Source organism: Staphylococcus kloosii (assembly GCF_003019255.1).
Classification (GTDB): Bacteria; Bacillota; Bacilli; order Staphylococcales; family Staphylococcaceae; genus Staphylococcus; species Staphylococcus kloosii.
Genome location: NZ_CP027846.1, coordinates 1,096,456 through 1,122,723 on the forward strand (window position 1 = coordinate 1,096,456; position 26,268 = coordinate 1,122,723).

General features: G+C 33.9%; 29 protein-coding genes. 28 read left to right on the plus strand and 1 reads right to left on the minus strand.

Translation table 11 applies throughout. From position 1 onward, the window contains the following. Window positions 1–15 precede the first annotated feature (15 nt). From C7J89_RS05325 to C7J89_RS05340, 4 genes are all read left to right on the plus strand, one after another. Window positions 16–384 carry a VOC family protein gene (locus C7J89_RS05325; RefSeq protein ID WP_103295624.1) on the plus strand — a complete coding sequence of 123 codons (369 nt, stop codon included), beginning with the start codon at window positions 16–18 and terminating at the stop codon, window positions 382–384. 78 nt (window positions 385–462) lie between these two features. Continuing rightward, window positions 463–1,323 (plus strand): GNAT family N-acetyltransferase, encoded by an 861-nt coding sequence (locus C7J89_RS05330; protein WP_103295625.1) that lies wholly within the window; start codon window positions 463–465, stop codon window positions 1,321–1,323. Between the two features lie 111 nt (window positions 1,324–1,434). Beyond that, the gene (gene rpoE, locus C7J89_RS05335; RefSeq protein ID WP_061855715.1) at window positions 1,435–1,983 is read left to right on the plus strand and encodes a DNA-directed RNA polymerase subunit delta; all 549 of its coding nucleotides are present in this window, start codon (window positions 1,435–1,437) and stop codon (window positions 1,981–1,983) included. Between the two features lie 334 nt (window positions 1,984–2,317). Further along, window positions 2,318–3,925, plus strand: a complete 1,608-nt coding sequence (locus C7J89_RS05340; protein ID WP_061855714.1) for a CTP synthase — start codon at window positions 2,318–2,320, stop codon at window positions 3,923–3,925. A 163-nt stretch (window positions 3,926–4,088) separates the two neighbouring features. Here C7J89_RS05340 and C7J89_RS05345 read toward each other — a convergent pair whose 3' ends face one another. Next, the gene (locus tag C7J89_RS05345; protein ID WP_103295626.1) at window positions 4,089–4,610 is read right to left on the minus strand and encodes a DUF2529 family protein; all 522 of its coding nucleotides are present in this window, start codon (window positions 4,608–4,610) and stop codon (window positions 4,089–4,091) included. Window positions 4,611–4,821: 211 nt separating this feature from the next. Here C7J89_RS05345 and fdaB point away from each other — a divergent pair, with 211 nt between their 5' ends. From fdaB to C7J89_RS05465, 24 genes are all read left to right on the plus strand, one after another. Continuing rightward, the gene (fdaB, locus tag C7J89_RS05350; protein ID WP_103295889.1) at window positions 4,822–5,682 is read left to right on the plus strand and encodes a class IIb fructose-bisphosphate aldolase FdaB; all 861 of its coding nucleotides are present in this window, start codon (window positions 4,822–4,824) and stop codon (window positions 5,680–5,682) included. Between the two features lie 305 nt (window positions 5,683–5,987). After that, entirely contained in the window at window positions 5,988–7,247 is a 1,260-nt protein-coding gene (locus C7J89_RS05355) for a UDP-N-acetylglucosamine 1-carboxyvinyltransferase (RefSeq protein ID WP_103295888.1), read from the plus strand. An 80-nt stretch (window positions 7,248–7,327) separates the two neighbouring features. Next, the gene (locus C7J89_RS05360; protein ID WP_061855710.1) at window positions 7,328–7,654 is read left to right on the plus strand and encodes a winged helix-turn-helix transcriptional regulator; all 327 of its coding nucleotides are present in this window, start codon (window positions 7,328–7,330) and stop codon (window positions 7,652–7,654) included. 187 nt (window positions 7,655–7,841) lie between these two features. Beyond that, window positions 7,842–9,269, plus strand: coding sequence for an aldehyde dehydrogenase family protein (locus tag C7J89_RS05365; protein WP_103295887.1), 1,428 nt, complete (start codon window positions 7,842–7,844; stop codon window positions 9,267–9,269). 164 nt (window positions 9,270–9,433) lie between these two features. Then, a complete protein-coding gene (gene rho / locus C7J89_RS05370; protein WP_061855708.1) occupies window positions 9,434–10,750 on the plus strand; it encodes a transcription termination factor Rho in 1,317 nt (438 codons plus the stop codon). Window positions 10,751–10,902: 152 nt separating this feature from the next. Beyond that, window positions 10,903–11,160: a type B 50S ribosomal protein L31 gene (locus tag C7J89_RS05375; RefSeq protein ID WP_061855707.1), complete on the plus strand. Its 258-nt coding sequence runs from the start codon at window positions 10,903–10,905 to the stop codon at window positions 11,158–11,160. 203 nt (window positions 11,161–11,363) lie between these two features. Beyond that, complete coding sequence (locus C7J89_RS05380) at window positions 11,364–11,963, plus strand: thymidine kinase (RefSeq protein ID WP_103295886.1); 600 nt, start codon at window positions 11,364–11,366, stop codon at window positions 11,961–11,963. After that, a complete protein-coding gene (gene prfA, locus C7J89_RS05385) occupies window positions 11,964–13,043 on the plus strand; it encodes a peptide chain release factor 1 (RefSeq protein WP_061855705.1) in 1,080 nt (359 codons plus the stop codon). Beyond that, complete coding sequence (gene prmC / locus C7J89_RS05390) at window positions 13,030–13,866, plus strand: peptide chain release factor N(5)-glutamine methyltransferase (protein WP_103295885.1); 837 nt, start codon at window positions 13,030–13,032, stop codon at window positions 13,864–13,866. Before prfA ends, prmC begins: the two co-directional genes overlap by 14 nt. An 80-nt stretch (window positions 13,867–13,946) precedes the next feature. Continuing rightward, window positions 13,947–14,990, plus strand: coding sequence for an L-threonylcarbamoyladenylate synthase (locus C7J89_RS05395; RefSeq protein ID WP_103295884.1), 1,044 nt, complete (start codon window positions 13,947–13,949; stop codon window positions 14,988–14,990). Further along, window positions 14,987–15,412 (plus strand): low molecular weight protein arginine phosphatase, encoded by a 426-nt coding sequence (locus tag C7J89_RS05400; RefSeq protein WP_061855702.1) that lies wholly within the window; start codon window positions 14,987–14,989, stop codon window positions 15,410–15,412. Before C7J89_RS05395 ends, C7J89_RS05400 begins: the two co-directional genes overlap by 4 nt. A 132-nt stretch (window positions 15,413–15,544) precedes the next feature. Next, entirely contained in the window at window positions 15,545–16,072 is a 528-nt protein-coding gene (locus C7J89_RS05405; RefSeq protein WP_103295883.1) for a TIGR01440 family protein, read from the plus strand. A gap of 23 nt (window positions 16,073–16,095) precedes the next feature. Beyond that, window positions 16,096–17,334 (plus strand): serine hydroxymethyltransferase, encoded by a 1,239-nt coding sequence (locus C7J89_RS05410; protein WP_061855700.1) that lies wholly within the window; start codon window positions 16,096–16,098, stop codon window positions 17,332–17,334. Window positions 17,335–17,354: 20 nt separating this feature from the next. Further along, entirely contained in the window at window positions 17,355–17,984 is a 630-nt protein-coding gene (gene upp, locus C7J89_RS05415) for a uracil phosphoribosyltransferase (protein WP_061855699.1), read from the plus strand. Between the two features lie 20 nt (window positions 17,985–18,004). After that, window positions 18,005–19,135, plus strand: a complete 1,131-nt coding sequence (gene wecB / locus C7J89_RS05420; RefSeq protein WP_103295882.1) for a non-hydrolyzing UDP-N-acetylglucosamine 2-epimerase — start codon at window positions 18,005–18,007, stop codon at window positions 19,133–19,135. Between the two features lie 163 nt (window positions 19,136–19,298). Next, complete coding sequence (locus tag C7J89_RS05425) at window positions 19,299–19,655, plus strand: ATP synthase subunit I (RefSeq protein ID WP_061855697.1); 357 nt, start codon at window positions 19,299–19,301, stop codon at window positions 19,653–19,655. A gap of 22 nt (window positions 19,656–19,677) precedes the next feature. Further along, window positions 19,678–20,400, plus strand: a complete 723-nt coding sequence (atpB, locus tag C7J89_RS05430; RefSeq protein WP_061855696.1) for a F0F1 ATP synthase subunit A — start codon at window positions 19,678–19,680, stop codon at window positions 20,398–20,400. A gap of 44 nt (window positions 20,401–20,444) precedes the next feature. Then, complete coding sequence (gene atpE, locus C7J89_RS05435) at window positions 20,445–20,657, plus strand: F0F1 ATP synthase subunit C (RefSeq protein WP_002510315.1); 213 nt, start codon at window positions 20,445–20,447, stop codon at window positions 20,655–20,657. Between the two features lie 91 nt (window positions 20,658–20,748). Further along, window positions 20,749–21,276, plus strand: a complete 528-nt coding sequence (locus C7J89_RS05440) for a F0F1 ATP synthase subunit B (protein WP_061855695.1) — start codon at window positions 20,749–20,751, stop codon at window positions 21,274–21,276. Next, entirely contained in the window at window positions 21,276–21,815 is a 540-nt protein-coding gene (locus tag C7J89_RS05445; protein ID WP_061855694.1) for a F0F1 ATP synthase subunit delta, read from the plus strand. The genes C7J89_RS05440 and C7J89_RS05445 overlap by 1 nt, the downstream gene beginning before the upstream one ends. A 23-nt stretch (window positions 21,816–21,838) precedes the next feature. Beyond that, window positions 21,839–23,347: a F0F1 ATP synthase subunit alpha gene (gene atpA / locus C7J89_RS05450; protein ID WP_061855693.1), complete on the plus strand. Its 1,509-nt coding sequence runs from the start codon at window positions 21,839–21,841 to the stop codon at window positions 23,345–23,347. A 31-nt stretch (window positions 23,348–23,378) separates the two neighbouring features. Further along, window positions 23,379–24,245 (plus strand): ATP synthase F1 subunit gamma, encoded by an 867-nt coding sequence (atpG, locus tag C7J89_RS05455; protein ID WP_061855692.1) that lies wholly within the window; start codon window positions 23,379–23,381, stop codon window positions 24,243–24,245. 22 nt (window positions 24,246–24,267) lie between these two features. After that, a complete protein-coding gene (atpD, locus tag C7J89_RS05460; protein WP_103295713.1) occupies window positions 24,268–25,680 on the plus strand; it encodes a F0F1 ATP synthase subunit beta in 1,413 nt (470 codons plus the stop codon). 20 nt (window positions 25,681–25,700) lie between these two features. Next, window positions 25,701–26,105, plus strand: coding sequence for a F0F1 ATP synthase subunit epsilon (locus C7J89_RS05465; protein ID WP_061855690.1), 405 nt, complete (start codon window positions 25,701–25,703; stop codon window positions 26,103–26,105). Window positions 26,106–26,268: the final 163 nt, after the last annotated feature.

Below are 26,268 nucleotides of genomic sequence, written 5' to 3' on the forward strand. Positions count from 1 at the left end.
TGGGGAGAATTTTGAATGTTGCAATTAAGCCCATACATTACTGTCGAAAATGTCAAAGAAGCAATTGATTATTATCAAAGTGCATTTGGTGGTGAGGTGAAAATATTAAATAAAGCTAAAGATAATATATTACATGCTGAATTACATGTTTCAACTGCAGTAATATTACATTTATCTAGTAATTACGGCAAAACATATAGCAATGAAAATACAGATATTATTTTGACTCTTGATGACTTAGCCACACAAGAACAAGCTTATAATGCTTTAAGTGTAGAAGGTAATCCGCATATGCCGTTAGAAAAAACATTCTTTAATGCAATACACGGGCAAGTTAAAGATAAATATGGAGTCAATTGGTTGATGAATTGCTTTTTAAAATAAAGTTAATGCTTAATCAAAGGGTTAAATTTTTAGTTTAGTGGTAATAAATAATTAAATAAAACGCATAGGGGTTTAATTATGGTTATTAAGAAACAATTCAAAAACATTAAAGTTCAAGAATTTGAAGAACAATATCGACAGGCACTATATGATTTTAAATTAAGTGAAAGACAGCAAATATATTCATCTTTGCCGAAAGATGTGTTGGATGATGCATTAACTGACGAGGATAGAATTGCTAACATTGTCTTAAATGAAGAAGATCAAGTCGTAGGTTTTTTTGTATTACATCAATTTTATCAACACGAAGGCTATGATACGCCAGAACAGGTCGTTTATATACGATCATTATCTATCAATGAAGTTTTCCAAGGGAATGGTTATGGTACTCAAATTATGATGTTTATCCCGCAATATGTACAAACTGTATTTCCAGACTTCAATCACCTCTATTTAGTTGTAGATGCTGAAAATAAAGGGGCTTGGAATTTATATGAACGCGCTGGATTTATGCACACTGCGACAAAAGAAGAAGGCCCAATCGGGAAAGAACGTTTATATTATTTAGATTTAGATGCCAAATATGTGTCATCTTTATCATTAATTTTAAACGATGAAGAATATAAATACGGCATCAATATTATAGATTTAATAAAAGACGGTTCAAAAGTTGGGTTTATTGCAGTGGAACAACATGATAATAGACTTAATATTACTTCGATAGAAGTTGATGCTTCGGAGCGTTTAAGTGGAATCGCTCAGAGTGCACTTAGACAACTTTCTACATTCGTTAGGAAAAATTTTGAAGGTATAAATGTCATAACAATAACGTTATATGGTGAACGAAACGAACTAAAACCCTTATGTTTAAATAGTAATTTTGTTGCTTTCGAAGAAGGGGATGATTTTGTTATCTTCGAAAAGTATATAAATTATTAATACTGATTGCGTAATCATTGTTTGTCCTTTATAATTTAGATTTGTTACTATTAATTAAGTGAAATGTGTATATAAATGTGAGAAAAGCGTGCGAAAGGAAGTAAATGAGCTATGAAAATACAAGATTATACTAAAGAGATGGTTGATGAGAAATCATTTATCGACATGGCATATAGCCTATTAAATGAAAAAGCAGATACAATGAATTTATACGATATCATTGATGAATTCAAAGCAATTGGTCACTATGAAGATAATGAAATTGAAAATAGAATTGTACAATTCTATACTGACTTAAACACTGATGGTCGTTTCTTAAACGTAGGAGAAAACGTATGGGGATTACGTGACTGGTATTCAGTAGATGACATTGAAGAAAAAATTGCACCAACTATTCAAAAATTTGATATCTTAGACAAAGACGACGAAGAAGATAAAAATCTTAAACTATTAGGTGAAGACGAACGAGACGATGATGACAACATTCCTAATGCAACTGATGATCAAGAAGGATTAAATGATCCTGAAGATGAAGAAGTAGAAGAAGAAATCAATGATTCTGAAATTGTTATCGAAGATGACGATGAAGAATTAGATGATGAAGAATTAGACGAAGACGACGAAGAATATGATGAAGAAGAGGAAGAATTCGAAGAGTAATTCTTGATATTCAATTGACTTTTTCTGTGAACATGATAAAATTTTATTCGGGCTCCTTTAATTAGGACGACGTGTATAAATTATATACGCTCCCCCTTACAAATTTGTGAGAGGGAGCGTTTTTTTATTTTTTAAATAAACTTATTAATAGCTTAATTTTAGCAAAAGAAGTAGTGTTTTCGCTTAAGTTTTATACATAATATGAAAAGTAAGCAAATACTAACGACTTATATGGCATATTATTGTTAAAATGTATCACCCCCTATCAGAAAGGTATTAGACCCTAAGAAAAATACAATATTAAAAGGTTGTTTGAATAACAGGAGGATTAGAAATGACAAAATTTATTTTTGTAACCGGTGGTGTAGTTTCCTCACTTGGTAAAGGTATTACGGCAGCTTCTTTAGGTAGATTATTAAAAGATCGTGGATTAAAAGTAACGATTCAAAAATTTGATCCATATTTAAATGTGGACCCAGGTACAATGAGTCCATATCAACATGGTGAAGTATTTGTCACTGATGATGGGGCAGAAACTGACTTAGACTTAGGTCACTATGAAAGATTTATCGATATTAATTTAAATAAATATTCTAACGTAACGGCTGGTAAAGTATATTCACACGTTCTAAAAAAAGAACGTCGTGGTGACTATTTAGGTGGTACGGTTCAAGTTATCCCTCATATTACAAATGAAATTAAAGAACGATTATTATTAGCAGGCGAAAGTACAAATGCAGATGTAGTTATTACAGAAATCGGCGGAACGACTGGCGATATCGAATCTTTACCATTTATCGAAGCTATTAGACAAATAAGAAGTGATTTAGGTAGAGAAAATGTAATGTATGTTCACTGTACTTTATTACCTTATATTAAAGCTGCTGGTGAAATGAAAACAAAACCAACACAACATAGTGTGAAAGAATTACGTGGTTTAGGTATTCAACCAGATTTAATTGTTGTTAGAACTGAATTTGAAATGACGCAAGATTTAAAAGATAAAATAGCATTGTTCTGTGATATTAATAAGGCAAGTGTTATTGAATGTCGTGATGCCGATTCGTTATATGAAATTCCATTACAATTAAGTAAACAAGACATGGATGATATCGTAATCGAACGTTTACAATTAAAGCCAAAATACGAAACACAATTAGATGAATGGCAATATTTATTAGATACAGTAAATAGTTTAGACGGTAAAATAACTATCGGTTTAGTTGGTAAATATGTAAGTCTACAAGACGCTTATTTATCAGTAGTTGAATCATTAAAACATGCGGGTTATCCATTTAAAAAAGATGTTGTTGTAAAATGGATAGATTCAAGTGAAGTTACAGATGAAAATGTGAAGGATTATCTAGCAGATGTAGATGGCGTACTTGTACCTGGTGGTTTCGGGTTCCGTGCTAGTGAAGGTAAAATTTCAGCTATTAAATATGCTAGAGAAAATAATGTGCCATACTTTGGTATCTGTTTAGGTATGCAATTAGCAACAGTTGAATTTGCGCGACACGTTATTGGATTAGAAGGTGCACATTCAGCAGAATTAGATCCTAACACACCATATCCAATCATTGATTTACTACCTGAACAAAAAGATATTGAGGATTTAGGGGGAACTTTACGCTTAGGCTTATATCCATGTAAAATCCAACCAAATACTTTAGCGCATCGTATTTACAATTTATCTGATATAGAAGAAAGACATCGTCATCGTTATGAATTTAACAATGATTATCGTCAACAACTTGAAGATAATGGCATGGTTTTCTCTGGTACGAGTCCAGATGGCAGATTAGTAGAAATGGTAGAAATACCTGCAAATGATTTCTTTGTAGCGTGCCAATTCCACCCAGAATTTTTATCTAGACCAAACCGACCACAACCAATCTTCAAATCATTTATTGAAGCTGCTTTAAAACAAAGTCAAAAGTAAGTTGATTAATAAAATATTAAAATTTAAAATTTTGAGATAAAAAAACGTCAATTTCTAACATAATAGTTTAGAAATTGACGTTTACTTTATGTGTTCGAAAATTTATGGTGATTCAAGTTTCAAACAAAGATTATTAATTATTATATGGTAGGCGTGCTATCATCTATAGTTCTAAGTCTCGTGACATCTCTATCATTTGTGTATAAATTTCATAATAAATGTAATTAAATGACATCGTGTGTGGTGTAATAATTTTATCGTAATCTTCTGTGTAAATAATTGGTCTAGATGTATTTAAGTTAACGAAATGAAACAGGTGATCAGGAAAATCAGTTTCTTTGGGTTTATTTGTAATGAGTACAAAGTCAGCATCTAAGTTTATTAACGTTTCAACATCACTTTGAACTTCTGCAGTATAAAAAGGAGCGAATAAAAACACTCTGTCTGTCGTATCAATTGAGGTATTAGCAATCGTGTCAGTCATAATTTCACTTGAGTCTAATTTTTCATTACTGTTAACGATATAAGATTCAAAGAATTTTAAATCGTCATACCCTTTAATATAAACGATGCCTTCACCACCAATAGCTTGGACAACACATTGTGCAGCCATTTGAATATCTAGCGCTTGATCTTCTAATCTATTAAATATCCCATTTAATTGTGTATTTAAAATTTTAGACATGGATACCCTCCGTTCTTTCTTCATCAACATATTGTATAAAAATGCCTAATATAATGCAATAATACGTATTTTAAACTTATTTGATAATATTTAAATGTAATAAGTATATGAAAATTAATTAAAATTATTGAATTTGCATGCATACGAGTCCAAATTTTGATATAATACAATAGTAAAAATACGTGCACATTGCACCCAAGGAGGAACTTTAATGCCTTTAGTTTCAATGAAAGAAATGTTAATCGATGCAAAAGAAAATGGTTATGCGGTTGGTCAATACAACTTAAATAACTTAGAATTTACACAAGCTATACTACAAGCTTCTCAAGAAGAGAATGCACCAGTAATTTTAGGTGTATCTGAAGGTGCTGCTCGCTACATGGGTGGATTTTATACTGTAGTGAAAATGGTTGAAGGTTTATTACATGACTTTAACATTACAATTCCTGTAGCTATCCACTTAGACCATGGTTCAAGCTTTGAAAAATGTAAAGAAGCAATTGACGCTGGTTTCACATCAGTAATGATTGATGCTTCTCACGCTCCATTCGAAGAAAATATTGAAATTACTTCAAAAGTAGTTGAATATGCTCACGAAAATGGTGTATCAGTTGAAGCTGAATTAGGAACTGTTGGTGGACAAGAAGATGACGTTGTAGCTGAAGGCGTTATTTATGCTGATCCTAAAGAATGTCAAGAACTAGTAGAAAGAACTGGAATTGACACATTAGCACCAGCACTTGGTTCAGTACATGGGCCATATAAAGGTGAACCAAAATTAGGTTTCAAAGAAATGGAAGAAATTGGTACTTCTACTGGTTTACCATTAGTATTACACGGTGGTACTGGTATCCCAACAAAAGATATCCAAAGAGCAATTCCTTATGGTACTGCTAAAATAAACGTAAATACTGAAAACCAAATTGCTTCTGCACAAGCTGTTCGTGATGTATTAAATGCAGACAAAGAAGTTTATGACCCTCGTAAATATTTAGGGCCAGCACGTGAAGCAATTAAAGAAACAGTAAAAGGTAAAATTAGAGAGTTTGGAACTTCTAATCAAGCTAAATAATTAAAGATATTAACAGCTATTATATATAAGTATAATAGCTGTTTTTTATGTTATAATTAACGCATTAAATATTGAAATGTGAGTTTAGAATTCTCAAAAAATAAATCTTTTTAAGAATTTTATAAAATAATGATTTAAGTTGCTTTACAATGGGAATTGTAATATTGAGTCAAATTAACAGAGATAGAATTTAAATTTGCTTATGATTTGGAAAGATGATTTTTGCATTGAACATCGATTTATTTTATAATTCTCGTATTGTGTAAAATTAGATTTCGAGTGATTGAAAAAAGGAGAACGTGCGTATGGCTCAAGAAGTTATTAAAATTAGAGGTGGACAAACACTTAAAGGTACTGTAAATAATCATGGCGCTAAAAATAGTGCGGTTGCAATTATACCTGCATCAATTTTAGCTGAAGACAAAGTGACGATAAATGGTTTGCCTGAAATATCAGATGTAGAAACACTTGTAAGTTTGTTAGGCGATTTAAACATTAAAACTGAACTTGATGGATCAACATTAAATGTAGACCCAACTGAAATTGAAAATGCACCATTACCTAATAATAAAGTAGAATCATTAAGAGCTTCTTATTATATGATGGGCGCAATGTTAGGTAGATTTAATAAATGTGTTATTGGTTTACCTGGTGGTTGTCCTTTAGGGCCTAGACCTATTGACCAACATATTAAAGGATTCAAAGCGTTAGGTGCAGAAATAGATGAATCTAGTGAAACTTCTATGCAATTAGTAGCGGATAAACTTGTTGGCGCAAATATTTTCTTAGATATGGTAAGTGTAGGCGCTACAATTAATATCATGTTAGCTGCCGTTCGTGCAGAAGGACAAACGGTTATAGAAAATGCGGCTAAAGAACCTGAAGTAGTCGATGTGGCATCATTTTTAACTTCTCTTGGAGCGAATATTAAAGGTGCTGGTACAAGTACAATTAAAATAATGGGTGTACCACATTTACATGGCTCCAATCATCAAGTAATACCAGATAGAATTGAAGCGGGTACATATATGTGTATTGCAGCTGCTTGTGGGGAAGATATTGAAATTAATAATATTATACCAACTCATTTAGAACCACTAGCAGTAAAAATGAAAGAATTAGGCGTCGATTTAACGATGGAAGACGACAGCGTTAAAATTAAACGTAAGCCTACATACAATAGTGTAGATATTAAAACACTTGTTTATCCTGGTTTTGCTACTGATTTACAACAGCCTATCACACCATTATTATTTTTAACTGATGGCGTGTCGTTTGTAACAGAAACAATTTATCCAGCACGATTTAAACATGTAGAAGAATTACAAAAGATGAATGCAGATATTCACGTTGACAATGGTACAGCGACTGTAAAACCATCTACTTTAAAAGGTGCAGAAGTCTATGCTAGTGATTTAAGAGCGGGCGCTTGTCTAATCGTAGCGGGTCTTTTAGCAGAAGGTGTTACTACAATTTATAACGTTAAACATATCTATAGAGGATATACAAATATTGTTAAAACATTATCAGCATTAGGCGCAGATATTTGGACTGAAGAAATATAAAAAATGTGGTATAATAATTATATCAAGAATTAGGAACTAACGATTGGTGAATTTAGCGATGCTGAATAGAGGTGAATATAATGGAGGTTTGTCCTTATCTTGAAGAAACTTTCAAAATCGTCGGTAGAAGTTGGAATGGACTTATCATTAATTATTTATCTAGATGTTCAAGCCGATCAGCACACTTTTCTGATATGAAGAAAGATCTTAAAACAATTACGCCACGTGCTTTAAGTATAAAGTTGACCGATTTAAGTGATTGGGGACTTGTAGAAAAGAAAATTGTATCGACAAGTCCGGTAAATATTGTATATGAGTTAACTGATAAAGGTTATGCACTAGCGCAAGCATTAGTACCAATAGAAAAGTGGGCACAAGATTATATTGAACTGGAAGAGATGCAATAATATATAACGTTTATTATAGCTGTTATTATGGGAATATACCGTAGGAATCGTGAAGATTCTTACGGTATTTTTTAGTTATTTGTTTTTTTAAATGATAGTTGCATATATCCTGTGAGCATTTTTATTTCATAATCAAATAATCTTGTTAGAATGTAACTACAGTAAAAATTTAAGGAGTGAATATATAATGAGAAACTTCACTAAGCAATATATTAACGGTGAATGGATAGACAGCACGAGCGGTGAAACAATTGAAGTTGTTAACCCTGCAACTGAAGAAGTTATCGGTTCAATTGCAAAAGGTAATAAAGAAGATGTTGATAAAGCAGTAGAAGCTGCTGAAAATGTATATATTGACTTCAGACATAGTTCTGTTAAAGAAAGACGCGATCTTTTAGATAAAATAGTACAAGAATATAAAAATAGAAAAGATGACATTGTAGAAGCAATTAGAGACGAATTAGGTTCTCCGGTTACTAATGCAGAAAAAGTACATTACCAAATGGGACTAGATCATTTTGAAGCTGCACGTGACGCACTAGATGATTTTGAATTTGAAGAACGTCGTGGCAATGATTTAGTAGTTAAAGAAGCTATTGGTGTAGCAGGATTAATTACACCATGGAACTTCCCAACTAACCAAACTTCATTAAAATTAGCTGCTGCATTTGCTGCAGGTAGTCCAGTTGTATTAAAACCATCTGAAGAAACACCATTTGCTGCAATTATCTTAGCTGAAATTTTTGATAAAGTAGGCGTACCTAAAGGTGTATTCAACCTTGTAAATGGTGACGGTGAAGGCGTTGGTAACCCAATCAGTGAACACCCAAGCATTAGAATCGTATCATTTACTGGTTCTGGCGGTACTGGTTCTAAAATTATGGAAAAAGCTGCTAAAGACTTCAAAAAAGTATCACTTGAATTAGGTGGTAAATCACCATATATTATTTTAGAAGATGCAGATATCGAAGATGCGGCTGCAGCTGCAGTTAAAAAAGTAATTGGTAACACTGGTCAAGTTTGTACTGCTGGTACAAGAACATTAGTTCCAGAAAGTATTAAAGCTGATTTCTTAACTGCTGTTAAAGAAAAAATGAGCCAAATTAAAGTAGGCGACCCTACAGATGCATCAACTGAAATGGGTCCAATTATTAGTAAAAAACAATTCGACCAAGTTCAAGCATATATTGATAAAGGTATCAACGAAGGTGCAGAACTATTTTATGGTGGTCCAGGTAAGCCAGAAGGCTTAGAAAAAGGTTACTTTGCTAGACCAACTATATTTAATAATGTTGATAATAAAATGACAATTGCTCAAGAAGAAATTTTTGGACCAGTAATGTCTATCATTAGTTACAACAATTTAGACGAAGCTATTAAAATTGCTAATGATACTAAATACGGACTTGCAAGCTATGTATTTGGTAAAGATAAAGAACAATTGGAAAAAGTTGCACGTTCAATGGAAGCTGGAACAGTTGAAATTAACGAAGCAGGTCGTAAACCAGACTTACCATTCGGTGGTTATAAACAATCAGGTATTGGCCGCGAATGGGGCGACTATGGTATTGAAGAATTCCTAGAAGTTAAATCTATTGCAGGATTTTACAATTAATAATTAGTTCAAGATATTGGGTGGGTAACCACCCAATATTTTTTTATTTTTTCAATAACTGAAAATCATTTTGTATTTAAATAGAAAATTTGCTATAGTGATTAGATGAATAGTGAACTATTAGGCTATTTAAATAAACTTTTTTATGAAATGGGTGCAAGATAATGCCTGACAAAGTACGTACATCACCTCAGTACGAGTCATTCCACGAATTATATAAAAATTACACTACTAAAGAGCTCACTCAAAAAGCAAAATCCTTAAAATTAACAAATTATAGTAAATTGAATAAAAAAGAACTTGTGTTAGCCATTATGGAAGCGCAAATGGAGAAAGACGGCAATTACTATATGGAAGGGATACTAGATGACATCCAACAAGATGGCTATGGTTTCCTTAGAACTGTTAATTATTCAAAAGGTGAAAAAGATATTTATATATCCGCTAGCCAAATAAGACGATTTGAAATTAAACGCGGAGATAAAGTAACAGGCAAAGTAAGAAAGCCTAAAGATAATGAAAAATATTATGGCTTGTTACAAGTTGACTTTGTGAATGATGAAAATGCAGAAGAAGTTAAAAAGCGACCTCATTTCCAAGCACTCACACCACTTTATCCAGAAGAACGCATTGTGTTAGAAACTGAGAAAAATAAATATTCAACAAGAATAATGGATTTAATTACGCCGATTGGTTTAGGGCAACGTGGACTGATTGTAGCACCACCTAAAGCAGGTAAAACTTCATTGCTTAAAGAGATTGCAAACGCGATTGCTGTTAATAAACCAGATGCAGAATTATTTATTTTACTTGTCGGTGAAAGACCGGAAGAGGTAACTGACATAGAACGTTCTGTTGAATCTGCTGAAGTCGTACATTCGACATTTGATGAACCACCACAACACCATGTTAAAGTTGCGGAGTTATTGTTAGAAAGAGCAAAAAGACTCGTCGAAATTGGAAAAGATGTTATTATTTTAATGGATTCAATTACAAGATTAGCCCGTGCCTATAACTTGGTAATTCCTCCAAGTGGCAGAACTTTATCAGGCGGTCTAGATCCTGCTTCATTACACAAGCCAAAGGCCTTCTTTGGTGCAGCACGTAATATTGAAGCTGGTGGCAGTTTGACTATATTAGCTACTACACTTGTAGATACGGGTTCACGTATGGATGATATGATTTACGAAGAATTTAAAGGTACAGGTAATATGGAACTGCATTTAGATCGCAAATTAGCTGAACGTCGTGTTTTCCCTGCTATAGATATCGGACGAAGCTCTACAAGAAAAGAAGAATTATTAATTTCACCAAAAGAATTGGAATCTTTATGGCAATTGCGTAATATGTTTAGCGATTCATTAGACTTTACAGAAAGATTTATACGTAAATTGAAACGAACTAATAACAATCACGAGTTTTTCTTACAGTTACAAAAATCAGCAGAAGAAAGTACTAAAACTGGAAAACCAATCATTTAATTTATTGACTTAAATACAAAGTCACGTTTAAAACGAAACTTTATAAAGAGGGTTGCGTTTTATATGTATAACAATTATAATGACTTAGTATTGGGTAAAAAACTCACAAACAACTCTGTTCCAGATGGTTCAGGGCAAAGGAGCTGAAAACAATGAAACAAAATACTCATCCTGAGTACCACAAAGTTATCTTTTTAGACACTACTACAGATTTTAAATTCTTAAGTGGTTCTACTAAAACATCTTCAGAAACTATGGAATGGGAAGACGGCAATGAATACCCAGTTATTCGTTTAGATATTTCTTCTGATTCTCATCCATTCTACACAGGACGTCAAAAATTCGCTGCTGCGGATGGTCGTGTTGAACGTTTCAACAAGAAATTCGGTTACAAATCAAGCAACCAATAATTGTTGTCATAAAGCATTCTCATATTTATATGAGAGTGCTTTTTTTGTTAGTATAACGATAGATTAACTTTCGTAGGTTACATATCTAAATATTTGAAGTTTTATTTTTAACAATTAATAAAAAACAACTGTATAAGTACAGATTTCTGTAATGTAAATATGCTATAATAAATCGATTATGTTTTGAAAAGGATGGACTCATTATGTATGAAACTTATCATTCTGGTTGGATAGAATGTATCACTGGCAGTATGTTTAGTGGTAAATCAGAGGAATTAATACGACGTTTACGTAGAGGTTTATATGCTAAACAAAAGGTAGTAGTATTTAAACCAGCTATAGATGACCGATATCATAAAGATAAAATAGTCTCTCATAATGGGAATGCAATAGAAGCATTTAATATTTCAACAGCTTCTGAGATATTAAGACATGATTTAACAGACGTAGGTATCATTGGTATTGATGAGGTACAATTTTTTGAAGACGAAGTAGTAAAAATTGCTGAACATTTAGCTTCTCAAGGCCATAGAGTTATAACTGCTGGTTTAGATATGGATTTTAGAGGCAGACCTTTTAGACCAATACCAGAATTACTATCTGTTAGCGAAATCGTTACTAAATTGCAAGCTGTATGTGCAGTTTGTGGCGCATCATCAAGCCGTACACAACGACTTATTGACGGTAAACCAGCTAAAATTGATGATCCGATTATTTTGGTAGGCGCAAATGAAAGCTATGAACCAAGATGTAGAGCACATCATGTAGTAGCGCCAAGTGATAATGACAAGGAGGAACTATAAGTGTTTGATCAATTAGATATAGTAGAAGAACGATACGAACAATTAAATGAATTATTAAGTGACCCTGATGTTGTAAATGATTCATCAAAATTACGTGCTTATTCGAAAGAACAAGCAGATTTACAAAAAACTGTGGAAGTTTATCGTGATTACAAACAAGTTAATGAAGATATTGGCGAAATTGAAACAATGTTGAATGATACAAAAGATAAAGATGAAATTGAAATGTTAAAAGAAGAGTTACAAAGCTCGAAAGAAAGAATTCCTCAATTAGAAGAAGAATTGAAATTCTTACTTATACCTAAAGATCCTAACGACGATAAGAACGTTATTTTAGAAATTAGAGCTGCTGCTGGTGGGGATGAAGCTGCGATTTTCGCAGGTGACTTATTTAGAATGTACTCTAGATACAGTGAAACACTTGGCTACAAAACAGATGTCGTAGAAATGAATGATAGCGACCATGGTGGTTATAAAGAAATCAGTGTAATGATTCAAGGTCAAGGTGCTTATTCAAAATTAAAATACGAAAATGGTGCCCACCGTGTACAACGTGTACCAGAAACTGAATCAGGTGGACGTATTCATACGTCAACAGCAACTGTTGCTGTTTTACCAGAGGCTGAAGACGTAGAAGTTGAAATACGTAATGAAGATATTAAAATTGATACTTATCGTTCAAGTGGTGCAGGTGGTCAGCACGTCAATACGACTGACTCAGCTGTGCGTATTACACATTTACCAACAGGTACAGTCGTAACATCACAAGATGAAAAGTCTCAAATTAAAAACCGTGAAAAAGCGATGAAAGTATTAAAAGCGCGTGTATACGACATGAAAGTACAAGAAGAAGAAGCTAAATATGCTTCAGAACGTAAATCTGCAGTAGGTACTGGTGACCGTTCAGAACGAATTAGAACTTATAACTATCCTCAAAACAGAGTGACAGACCATCGAATAGGTTTAACTATCCAAAAACTAGATCAAGTTATGGAAGGTAAGTTGGATGAAATCATAGATGCGTTAACGATGTCTGAACAAACCGAAAAATTGAAAGAACTAAACAATGGTGAAATTTAAAGATTTTATTAACGATGCAAAGGCGAAATGTGCTACTAAAGATTTAGACACTTCGAGCGTCGATTGGTTAATTATGGATTTGTTTGACTGGAATCGTACAGATATGATTATGAAGCAAAATAAAATTCCAACTGAGATGGAACAAAATAAATTGGATGATGCTTTTGAACGTTTATATCAAGGTGAACCAGTACAATATATTGTTGGTTTTCAAAGTTTTTATGGTGAAGTGTTCGATGTGAATCAACATTGCTTAATACCTAGACCTGAAACTGAAGAGGTTATGCTACATTTCTTGGATGAACTTCCTGATAATAGTAAAGTAGTGGATATAGGTACTGGTAGTGGCAATATACCGGTAATGTTAAAAAAGTTGAATAAATCATTAGAAGTTTTTGCTACAGATATTAGTCTAGAAGCTTTAAAAGTAGCTAAAAGCAATGCTCAAAAGCATGAGGTTGATATTAACTTTCTACATGGCGATTGTCTTACACCCCTTATAGAACAACAAATAACAGTTGATGGCTTGATCTCCAATCCGCCATATATAGATAGAAAAGATATAGACATTATGACTAATTCGGTTGTTAATTTTGAACCTGATAGTGCACTTTTTGCTGATGACAATGGCTTGGCAATTTACAAATCGATTTTAGAAGATCTACCTCATGTATTGAATGATAATGCTAAAGTCGTGTTTGAAATTGGTTTTAATCAAGCTGAAATATTAAAAACTATAATTGAATCATTGTATTCACATATAGACGTAAAAATTATTCAAGATATAAATAACAATGACAGAATCATTTCATTTAATTGGTAAGAGTTATGTGTCTGCGTATTTTGCGTAGATGCATAACTTTTTGTTTTATTTTAAAATAACTATGAAAGGTTGTGACGATAGTGGATACAAAAACATGGGACTTTAGAAATATTAATGCACTTTTATCTGCTAATGATGATGTACAAGAAATAAAACGTATTTACCAACAGGGTGGTTTAATTGCATTACCTACAGAAACAGTTTATGGATTAGGAGGCAATGCTAAGGATGATGACGCTGTTAAAGCTATTTATGAAGCGAAGGGCAGACCTTCAGATAACCCATTAATCGTACATATCCATAGTATGGATCAGTTAGCTGATTTTACTCAGAATATTTCTGTTGAGACTATAACGTTAATGCAACATTTTTGGCCTGGTCCAATCTCCTTTATTGTTCCGCTGAAGTCAGGCTACTTATGTGATAGGGTGTCCGGTGGATTGTCATCTATAGCAGTAAGAATGCCTAGTCATAAAGTAGGGCGCTATATTTTACAACAAGTTGATTTACCTATTGCTGCTCCGAGTGCTAATTTAAGCGGTAGACCTTCGCCTACATTGTTTGAACACGTATATCAAGATTTAAATGGACGTGTTGATGGCATAATTAATGGAGACCAGAGTGAAGAGGGATTAGAAAGTACTGTATTAGATTGCACTGTTTATCCGTTTAGAATAGCTAGACCAGGTGCTATAACGAAACAAATGATTGAAGAAGTTATTCCTCATAGTGTCGAGGCATTTACAGACTTTAATAACGAAAAACCTATAGCACCAGGCATGAAATATAAACATTATGCTCCAGATACACCATTAACCATTATTCGTAACTTTAATAAAATGCCAACAACTGTACAGGAATGGCAAAATATAGCCTTTATTGTACCAGATAATAAAAAGCATTTAGTTCCTCATAATGCGCAATTTATATCACTGTGTACGGATACTAAGGATTTAAAAGGTGCCAACCATAACCTATATACTATTTTGCATCGATTAGATAACGATACAAACATTAAACATGCTTATATCTATGGCTTTAAGGACACTGAGCAATCGAATGCTTATATGAATCGCTTAATGAAAGCAGCTAGTCAACAAATAATTGAGGGTGATGATTTATGAGGATTATATTCGTTTGTACGGGAAATACCTGTCGCAGTCCTTTAGCAGAAAGTATTGCTAAAAATGAATTAGATGAATGTGTTATTGAATCCAGAGGGCTCTTTGCCATGGACGGTAGTCCCATTTCTAAAAATAGCCAAGAGATTATAGCGGAAAAAAGCTTGCCAGAAAGTAGTACTGCCAAATCATTTTCGACTGATGATTTAGCGGCAGACTACATTTTTACAATGACAGAAACGCATAAACATTCATTATTTAATCAATATGGTAAACAAAAAAATATTTATACGATAAAAGAATTTATTGGTGAAAAAGGCGATATTTCTGACCCTTTTGGTGGGAATAAAAGCGATTATGAAGCAATTTTTGAAGAGTTATCGTCTTTAATTGTAAAGGTCAAGCAAAAAATTATGGAAACATAAATTTGCATAATTGGTATAAGTTATCTGAAAAATAAGTTATAATGTTAACGTGTAGCGAGTTTGCTATATATTTTTTCTGAAGTTGTCTGATTTATGGAAATTATATATTACTTTTATAGGGGGTGGGTAAAAATGGAAAATGATTTAGCATTGTTACTTGAAGAATTAAAAAACCGTGATTTTTTCAAAGAAAATGAACTTTGTATTATCGGTTGTTCTACCTCTGAAATCATTGGCGAAAGAATTGGTTCTGTAGGTTCTATGGATGTAGCTGAAAAGATATATAATCAGCTCAAGGCAATTGAGCAAGACACAGGAGTGTCGTTTGTATATCAAGGATGCGAACACATTAATAGAGCAGTAACGATAGATCGATCTAATTTTAACCCATTAACGTTGGAAGAAGTTACAGTCGTTCCAGATGTACACGCTGGAGGCAGTATGGCTACATATGCATATCAACAACTAGATAACCCAATGGTAGTCGAATATATTTCTGTACCAAAAGGTATTGATATTGGCCAAACACTTATTGGCATGCATATAAATCATGTTGCTATACCAGAACGTACTGAGACGAAAAAAGTTGGCGAGGCTTTTGTAACTGTAGCATCATCTAGACCTAAAAAAATTGGTGGCGAACGAGCGAAATATAATTAATTAAAAGTGAGGGAACTATACCAATGTCATTTATCCAAAAGCAAGATAAAGAAATCTATGAAGTAATCCAAAATGAATTTAACCGTCAAAACAACAATATCGAACTTATTGCATCAGAAAACTTCGTTTCTGAAGCGGTTATGGAAGCTCAAGGTTCAGTATTAACTAATAAATATGCTGAAGGGTACCCTAATAGAAGATATTATGGTGGCTGTGAATTCGTTGATGTATCTGAAAGCATTGCTATCGATCGCGCGAAAAAACTTTTTGGTGCTGAACACGTAAATGTTCAACCACACTCTGGTTCACAAGCAAATATGGCTGTTTATTTAGTTGCTTTAGAACATGGTGATACTGTACTTGGTATGAATTTAAGTCATGGTGGACATTTAACTCACGGAGCTCCTGTAAACTTTAGTGGGCAATTTTATAATTTCGTTGATTACGGTGTAGATAAAGACACTGAACAAATCGATTATGACGAAGTTTTAAGTATTGCTAAAAAACATCAACCTAAATTAATCGTTGCTGGTGCTTCAGCATATTCACGCGAAATTGATTTTAAAAAATTCAAAGAAATCGCTGATGAAGTAGGCGCTAAACTAATGGTGGATATGGCTCATATCGCAGGATTAGTAGCTGTTGGCTTACATCAAAATCCAGTTGAATATGCAGATTTCGTTACGACAACAACACATAAAACTTTACGTGGCCCTCGTGGCGGTATGATTTTATGTAAAGAAGAATATAAAAAAGACATTGATAAAAAAATCTTCCCGGGTATCCAAGGTGGTCCTTTAGAACACGTAATTGCGGCTAAAGCAATTGCTTTCGGTGAAGCTTTACAAGATGATTTCAAAACATACCAACAACAAGTGATTAAAAATGCACAAACACTTGCAGATACACTAAATAAAGAAGGTTTCCGTGTAGTTTCAGGTGGTACTGACAATCATTTAGTAGCGGTGGACGTTAAATCATCTGCAGGTATTACTGGTAAAGTGGCAGAAGAAACGCTTGACGCAATTGGTATCACTTGTAATAAAAATACAATTCCATTCGATCAAGAAAAACCATTCGTTACTAGCGGTATCAGACTAGGTACACCTGCTGCAACAACTCGTGGTTTTGACGAACAAGCTTTTGAAGAAGTAGGTAAAATCATGAGTTTAGTACTTAAAAATCCTGAAGACGAAAAAGCACTATCAGAAGGTAAAGAACGCGTAAAACAATTAACTACAAAATATCCTTTATATAATTAAAAATAGGAGGGAAATGAATTATGGGCAAAGTACATGTTTTTGACCATCCATTAATCCAACACAAATTAAGCTATATTAGAGATGTACACACGGGTACGAAAGAATTTAGAGAACTTGTTGATGAAGTAGGTATGCTAATGGCCTATGAAGTTACAAGAGATCTAGAATTACAAGATGTTAAAATTAAAACACCTGTTACTGAAATGGTTGCAAAACGATTAACAGGGAAAAAATTAGCATTTGTACCTATTTTAAGAGCAGGATTAGGAATGACTCAAGGGATTTTAAACCTTGTACCAGCTGCTAGAATTGGTCATATCGGCTTATATAGAGATCCAAATACTCTAGAAGCTGTAGAATACTTTGCTAAATTACCTCAAGATATTGAAGAAAGAGAAATCGTTGTAGTTGACCCTATGTTAGCTACTGGTTCTTCAGCTATTGAAGCAATAAATTCTCTTAAGAAAAGAGGAGCAAAGCATATTCGTTTTATGTGCTTAATTGCAGCGCCAGAAGGTGTAGAAAAAATGAAAGCGGCTCATGAAGATGTTGATATTTACATCGCAGCGCTTGATGAGAAATTGGATGACCATGCATATATCATCCCTGGACTAGGCGATGCTGGTGACCGTTTATTTGGTACAAAATAGAACACCAGGAGTGTATTAATATGAAAAAAATCATGACTGTTTTTGGTACTAGGCCAGAGGCAGTGAAAATGGCACCGTTAGTACAAGCGTTAAAAGAAACTGAAGAATTACAGCCTGTAGTGGTAGTTTCTGCACAACACCGTGAAATGTTAGATGGCGTGCTTGAAACTTTTCATATCAAACCAGATTATGATTTAGATATTATGCAGCAAGGGCAAACTTTGTCCGAAATCACATCTAGAGTGTTAATGAAGTTAGAAAGTGTCATCAAAGAAGTACAACCAGATATGATTCTTGTGCATGGTGACACGATGACTACTTTTGCGGGTAGTTTAGCGGCATTGTATAATCAAATTCCAATAGGTCATGTTGAAGCAGGACTCAGAACTTGGAATAAGTATGCGCCATTCCCTGAAGAGATGAATAGGCAAATGGTAGGAGTAATGGCAGACTTAAATTTTGCTCCTACCAATAATGCTGCTCAAAATTTAATTAACGAAAACAAAGATGAATCATCAATAGTCGTTACTGGTAATACGGCAATCGATGCGATGAGCACAACGATAGGAGATGACTATGACTCTGCCATTATCCAAAAGCATAAAGGCAAACGTGTCATTTTATTAACCGCACATAGAAGAGAGAATATAGGCGAGCCTATGGAGCATATCTTTAAAGCGGTCAGAAGAGTCGTTGAACAATATGAGGATGTTGTAGTTGTTTATCCAATGCATAAAAATCCTAAAGTTAGGACGATTGCACAACAGTATTTAGGTGATCATGAACGTATTGAATTAATCGAACCACTAGGTGTCATAGATTTTCATAATTTTGCAAATAATGCTTATTTTATATTGACAGATTCAGGTGGTGTGCAAGAAGAAGCACCATCACTTGGTAAGCCCGTGTTAGTTCTTCGTGACACTACAGAGAGACCAGAAGGAGTTGAAGCAGGTACTTTGGAAATTGTAGGTACTGAAGAGGCATACGTTTTTAATGCTACTGTACAATTGTTAGATGATGAAAGTCATTACCAACATATGAGTCAGGCACGTAATCCTTATGGTGACGGACAAGCTTCAAAACGAATTTGTGACAATATTAAATATTATTTTGGTTTAATAGATAAAAAACCAGAACCATTTATATAAAAGTTTATATTTAACTTTATTTGTGACAATTTAATGACATAAATTAAGATTTTATAATAACAATTTGAATAGAATTGACAGGCTTTACACGCTATATTATTATTAAATTTATATGAGTGGAACGGTTTTCATAAATTAGGAATTAATGAAATGAGGCACAGAATTGAAACGTTTTCACATCATCTTCAATCAATACATTCAATACTATATATATGCACTTATTGTATTGGTTATTGTGTTTTTTTTCACAAATTCACCATTTGTATTAGGACTCATAATAGGGACAATAGGATCGCTAATAAATACATTTACTTTCGAATATTATTTAGCTAAGGCTAAAAAGATTGAAACTATACATATATCTACGGGCAATATTTGGAGATATTTAACGGCGATTTTAGCATGTGTATTATGGGCTTGTTTTAAAGACAATATTAATATTTTTGGTGTAATTGTTGGTTTGTTAGTTTCTTATGTATTAGTTATTTTCAAACCGTTAATTCATAAGAAGAAAGTTTAAGATTAAGAGAGGTGAAAAAAACATGCAACACAAGCAACCTCTTGTCAGTTGGAAAGTGTTTGGTTTAGACATCGTGTTTAATTTATCATCCATTATGATGCTAATTATTACAGCGGTTATTGTATTTGTAGTAGCTATTATTTGTACGCGTAATCTTCAAAAACGACCAACAGGCAAGCAAAACTTCATAGAGTGGGTTTTTGACTTTGTTAGAGGCATCATATCAAGTAATATGTCTTGGTCGAAAGGTGGACAATTCCATTTCTTAGCAGTGACATTGATATTATTTATTTTTGTCAGTAACATGCTGGGATTACCATTTTCAGTTGTGACTGGTCATACATTGTGGTGGAAATCACCTACTGCAGATGCAACAGTGACTCTAACGCTTTCAACACTCATAATATTGTTGACGCATTATTATGGTATTAAAATGAGAGGTACCAAAAGCTATTTTGGTAATTATACAAAGCCAATATTCCTATTACCGATTAACGTGTTCGAAGAGTTTACTTCAACGTTAACGCTCGGTCTACGTTTATACGGTAATATTTATGCAGGTGAGTTATTACTTACTTTACTTTCAGGGTTAGTAATAAATCATTTAGCATGGGGTTGGATTATCGGCTTACCAGGATTAGTTGTTTGGCAAGCATTCTCAATCTTTATTGGTTCCATCCAAGCATATATCTTTATAATGCTATCAATGGTTTACATGTCACATAAAGTACAAAGTGACCATTAATTGATTTATTAAACAATTTATACAAAATTTAGGAGGATTTATAAATGAATTTAATCGCAGCAGCAATCGCAATTGGTTTATCAGCATTAGGCGCAGGTATTGGTAACGGTCTTATCGTTTCAAGAACAGTAGAAGGTGTAGCACGTCAACCAGAAGCTCGTGGACAATTAATGTCAATTATGTTTATCGGTATTGGTTTAGTTGAGGCATTACCTATCCTTGGTCTTGTAATTTCATTCATCGTAATGTTCATGTAATTACACTTAAATAGGCGAAGTCGTTACGACTTTGCCCTTCGTTTTACTATTAAGCAATTGGTTATAATGAATGAAAGGAGTGTAAGGCTAAGTGACTGCTACGACAAATATGTTCGTACTTGGTGCAGCTGAAGCACATGGCGTTCAGTGGGGAACTATTATTGTTACTGCAATAACATTTCTTGTTTTATTAGGTTTATTAAAGAAATATGCATGGGGTCCATTAAAAGAAGTAATGGATAAACGTGAACGTGACATTAATAAAGACATTGACGACGCTGAACAAGCTAAGTTAAATGCACAGAAGTTAGAAGAACAAAACAAACAAACGTTAAAAGAAACTCAAGATGAGGTTCATCGCATGATTGAAGAAGCGAAAGTTCAAGCACGCCAGCAACATGAAGAAATTATTCATGAAGCTAATGTACGTGCGAACGGTATGATTGAAACAGCTCAAAACGAAATTAATAGCGAAAAAGAACGCGCAATTGCGGATATTAATAATCAAGTTTCAGATCTATCTGTACTTATTGCTTCAAAAGTATTACAAAAAGAAATCAGCGAACAAGACCAAAAAGCATTGGTTGAAAAGTACATTAAAGAGGCAGGGGATAAATAATGGCGAAAGTAGCAATGAAATACGCTAAAGCTTTATTTGACGCCTCTCTTGATGCTAATAACTTGGATGTCGTTTATGAAGAATTTTCTGAGGTTGAAAAAGGGGTTTCTTCTGAAATCCATGGTTTAAAAGAGTTAGACCTAGACCCTAAAAAAAATAAAGAACAACGCGTTCAATTTGCTGAAAAAGTGTTTGCAAATACTAATGACTATTTATTAAATATGTTCAAAGTACTTGCTTCAAATAGACATCTTGGAATGATTAGTGAAGTTTATAATTCATTTAATCATCTATACAATAAACACAATAATCGAGATTATGCAGTTGTAGAATCAGTATATGCTTTATCAAATGATGAATTAGATGAAATTGGAAAAATAATAATACAGCAAACGAAATTATCTAAAGTCTTACTTAAAAACGAAATTAATAAAGAACTTATTGGTGGTATTCGTGTAAAAGTTGGCACTAAGGTAATGGATGCGAGTGTTCAAAACGATTTAGCTCAATTAGAGAAGAAATTTAAAAGAGCGCATTAATTAATAATAAAGGAGTGACATAGATGGCCATTAAAGCTGAAGAAATCAGCGCATTACTACGCTCACAAATTGAAAATTATGAGTCGGAAATGTCTGTAACTGATGTAGGTACAGTTTTACAAATTGGTGACGGCATTGCGTTAATTCATGGTTTAAACGATGTAATGGCTGGAGAGCTAATTGAATTTAAAACCGGCGTATTAGGCTTAGCTCAAAACTTAGAAGAATCAAACGTTGGTGTTGTTATTTTAGGACCATACGACGACATTAAAGAAGGCGACGAAGTTAAACGTACTGGTCGTATTATGGAAGTTCCTGTAGGTAACGAATTAATAGGTCGCGTAGTTAATCCATTAGGACAACCAATCGATGGTCAAGGTCCTATCCATACTACGAAAACAAGACCTGTTGAGAAAAAAGCTACAGGCGTAATGGACCGTAAATCAGTAGATCAACCATTACAAACAGGTATTAAAGCAATCGACGCATTAGTACCTATTGGTAAAGGTCAACGTGAGTTAATTATCGGTGACCGCCAAACTGGTAAAACTACAGTTGCTTTAGATACTATTTTAAACCAACATGATCAAGATACTATTTGTATTTATGTAGCTATTGGTCAAAAAGATTCTACTGTACGCGCAAACGTTGAAAAACTACGTCAAGAGGGTGCATTAGATTACACTATCGTAGTATCAGCATCTGCAGCAGATCCAGCACCACTTTTATACATCGCACCATATGCTGGTGTAACTATTGGTGAAGAGTTCATGTTTGATGGTAAAGACGTATTAATCGTTTATGATGATTTAACGAAACAAGCTTCTGCTTACCGTGAATTATCATTATTATTACGTAGACCACCAGGTCGTGAAGCTTACCCAGGTGATGTGTTCTACTTACATAGTAGATTGCTAGAAAGAGCAGCTAAATTAAATGACGAATTAGGTGGCGGTTCAATTACTGCATTACCTATTATTGAAACACAAGCAGGCGATATTTCTGCATACGTACCAACGAACGTTATTTCAATCACTGATGGACAAATTTTCTTACAATCAGATTTATTCTTCTCTGGTGTAAGACCAGCGATTAACGCAGGTCAATCAGTATCACGTGTTGGTGGTTCTGCACAAATTAAAGCTATGAAAAAAGTAGCAGGAACTTTACGTTTAGATTTAGCATCATATCGTGAATTAGAATCATTCGCACAATTTGGTTCAGATCTTGACGAATTTACTGCACAAAAACTTGAACGTGGTAAACGTACTGTTGAAGTTTTAAAACAAGACAAAAACAAACCACTACCTGTTGAAAATCAAGTATTAATTATTTTTGCTTTAACTAAAGGTCATTTAGACGATATTCCTGTTGAAGATATCACGCGTTTCGAAAGTGAATTAAACATTTGGGCTAAATCAAATGCAACAGAATTACTTGATGAAATCAGAACAACTGGTGCATTACCTGATGCAGAAAAATTTGAAACAGCAATTAATGAATTCAAAAGAAGCTTTAGTAAATCAGAATAATTAGTAAGAGTTATGAAAAGGTGGTGAGATAATGGGATCTCTTAAAGAAATTGATACACGTATAAAATCCACGAAGAAAATGAAACAAATTACCAAAGCGATGAACATGGTGTCAAGTTCTAAGTTACGTCGTGCGGAAAGTAATACAAAGTTATTTAGACCTTACATGGATAAAATGCAAGATGCTATAACAGCCGTGGCTGGTGCAAATCAACATACAAACCACCCGATGTTAAAACAACGTGAAGTTAAAAGACGTGGTTACCTAGTCATTACTAGTGACAAAGGTTTAGCAGGTGCATATAATGCCAATGTTTTGAAAAACCTAATTAAAGACATGGATGAGTATCATAAAGACAATGATGATTATTCATTAATGGTATTAGGTCAAACAGGTGTAGATTTCTTAACTAATAAAGGCTATCGCATTGATGACTCTTTAACGGAAGTGCCAGATCAACCTTCTTTCAAAAGCGTTCAAGCTATTGCTGAAAAGGCGATTGATTTATATAGTGATGAAGATATCGATGAATTAACGATTTATTTCAGTCATTTTGTCAATGTTTTAGAAAATAAACCTTCGAAGAAAACGGTACTTCCATTATCTCCAGAAGATTCAAGTCTTGGACATGGTCAAATGTCTTCATACGAATTTGAGCCAGACAAAGAATCTATATTGAGCATAATCTTACCTCAATACGTGGAAAGCTTAATATATGGAACAATCTTAGATGCAAAAGCAAGTGAACACGCTGCACGAATGACTGCAATGAAAAATGCGTCAGACAACGCATCTGATCTTATTGATGATTTATCATTAGAATATAACAGAGCGAGACAAGCAGAAATCACCCAACAAATTACTGAAATTGTCGGTGGTTCAGCTGCACTTGAATAGAATTAAAAGGAGGATACAAAAAATGGGAGTAGGCCGTGTGACCCAAATTATGGGGCCAGTCGTAGACGTTCGTTTTGAACATAACGAAGTGCCTGAAATTAATAATGCCTTAGTACTAGATGTTAAAAATGGCGAAAAAACGACATCATTAACATTAGAAGTTGCTATCCAATTAGGCGATGACGTTGTACGTACAATTGCTATGGATGGAACTGAAGGTGTTAAACGTGGTACTGAAGTCAAAGATACAGGTAGAAGTATTAGTGTACCAGTTGGAGATGCTACATTAGGTAGAGTATTCAACGTTCTTGGTGACACAATTGACTTAGATGAAGAAATCGATTCTTCTGTACGTCGTGACCCAATTCATAGACAATCTCCAGCTTTTGACGAATTATCTACAAACGTAGAAATTTTAGAAACTGGTATCAAAGTAGTAGATTTATTAGCACCATACCTTAAAGGTGGTAAAATTGGTCTTTTCGGTGGTGCAGGTGTAGGTAAAACAGTATTAATCCAAGAATTAATTAATAATATCGCGCAAGAACATGGTGGTATATCAGTTTTCGCAGGTGTAGGAGAGCGTACACGTGAAGGTAATGACTTATACTTCGAAATGAGTGATAGTGGCGTTATTAAAAAGACTGCCATGGTCTTCGGACAAATGAATGAACCACCTGGCGCACGTATGCGTGTTGCTTTATCAGGCTTAACTATGGCTGAATATTTCCGTGATGAAGAAGGTAAAGATGTATTATTATTCATCGACAATATCTTCAGATTTACACAAGCTGGTTCTGAAGTATCAGCATTGTTAGGTAGATTACCTTCAGCCGTAGGTTATCAACCAACGTTAAGTACTGAAATGGGTCAATTACAAGAACGAATTACTTCTACAAATAAAGGTTCTGTAACGTCAATTCAAGCAGTATTCGTACCTGCCGATGACTACACTGACCCAGCACCAGCCAATGTCTTTGCTCACTTAGACTCTACAACTAACTTAGAACGTAAGTTAACTGAAATGGGTATTTACCCAGCAGTCGATCCATTAGCTTCTACTTCTAGAGCTTTGGAACCTAGTATCGTAGGTCAAGAACATTATGACGTTGCTCGTGAAGTACAATCAACGTTACAAAAATATCGTGAATTACAAGATATTATTGCAATCTTAGGTATGGATGAGTTATCTGAAGACGATAAACAAACAGTTGAACGCGCGCGTCGTATTCAATTCTTCTTATCTCAAAACTTCCACGTTGCTGAACAATTTACTGGTCAAAAAGGTTCATATGTACCAGTTAAACGTACAGTAGCAGACTTCAAAGATATTCTTGAAGGTAAATATGACCATATCCCAGAAGATGCATTCAGACTTGTAGGTAGTATGGATGATGTAATTGCAAAAGCAAAAGATATGGGCGTTGAAGTTTAAAAAATTAGGAGGTATGGATAATGAGTACATTAAGCCTAAATATTGTCACTCCTAATGGCTCAGTTTACGACAGGGATGATGTCGAGTTAGCTGTAATGCAAACAACAGCTGGTGAGATTGGTGTTATGTTCGGACACATTCCTACCGTAGCAGCGCTAAAAACTGGCTATGTCAAAGTTAACTTTGATGGTGGTTCAGAATTTATCGCAGTGAGTGAAGGTTTTGTTGAAATAAGACAGCATAAATTATCGATTATTGTTCAAACTGCTGAAGCTGCTAAAGACATTGATGTTGATAGAGCACAGACAGCAAAAACAAAAGCCGAAGAGCATTTGAATAGCGAGCAAAATAGCGGTGATTTACATAGAGCTGAACGCGCACTTGAACGTGCGAATAACAGACTTTATGTTGCTACTTTAAAATAAACTTATTTAAGAGAAGTTCCTAAAGGGGACTTCTCATTTTTTTTTTGTGACAACAAAAATATCTTTGATTAAGATGTTTAAAATCGGGAACGTTACATAAAGTCATACGTTAAAGTTATAATAAAAATAATGACAATATTATTTTAGCGAAAAGTATCTTTTG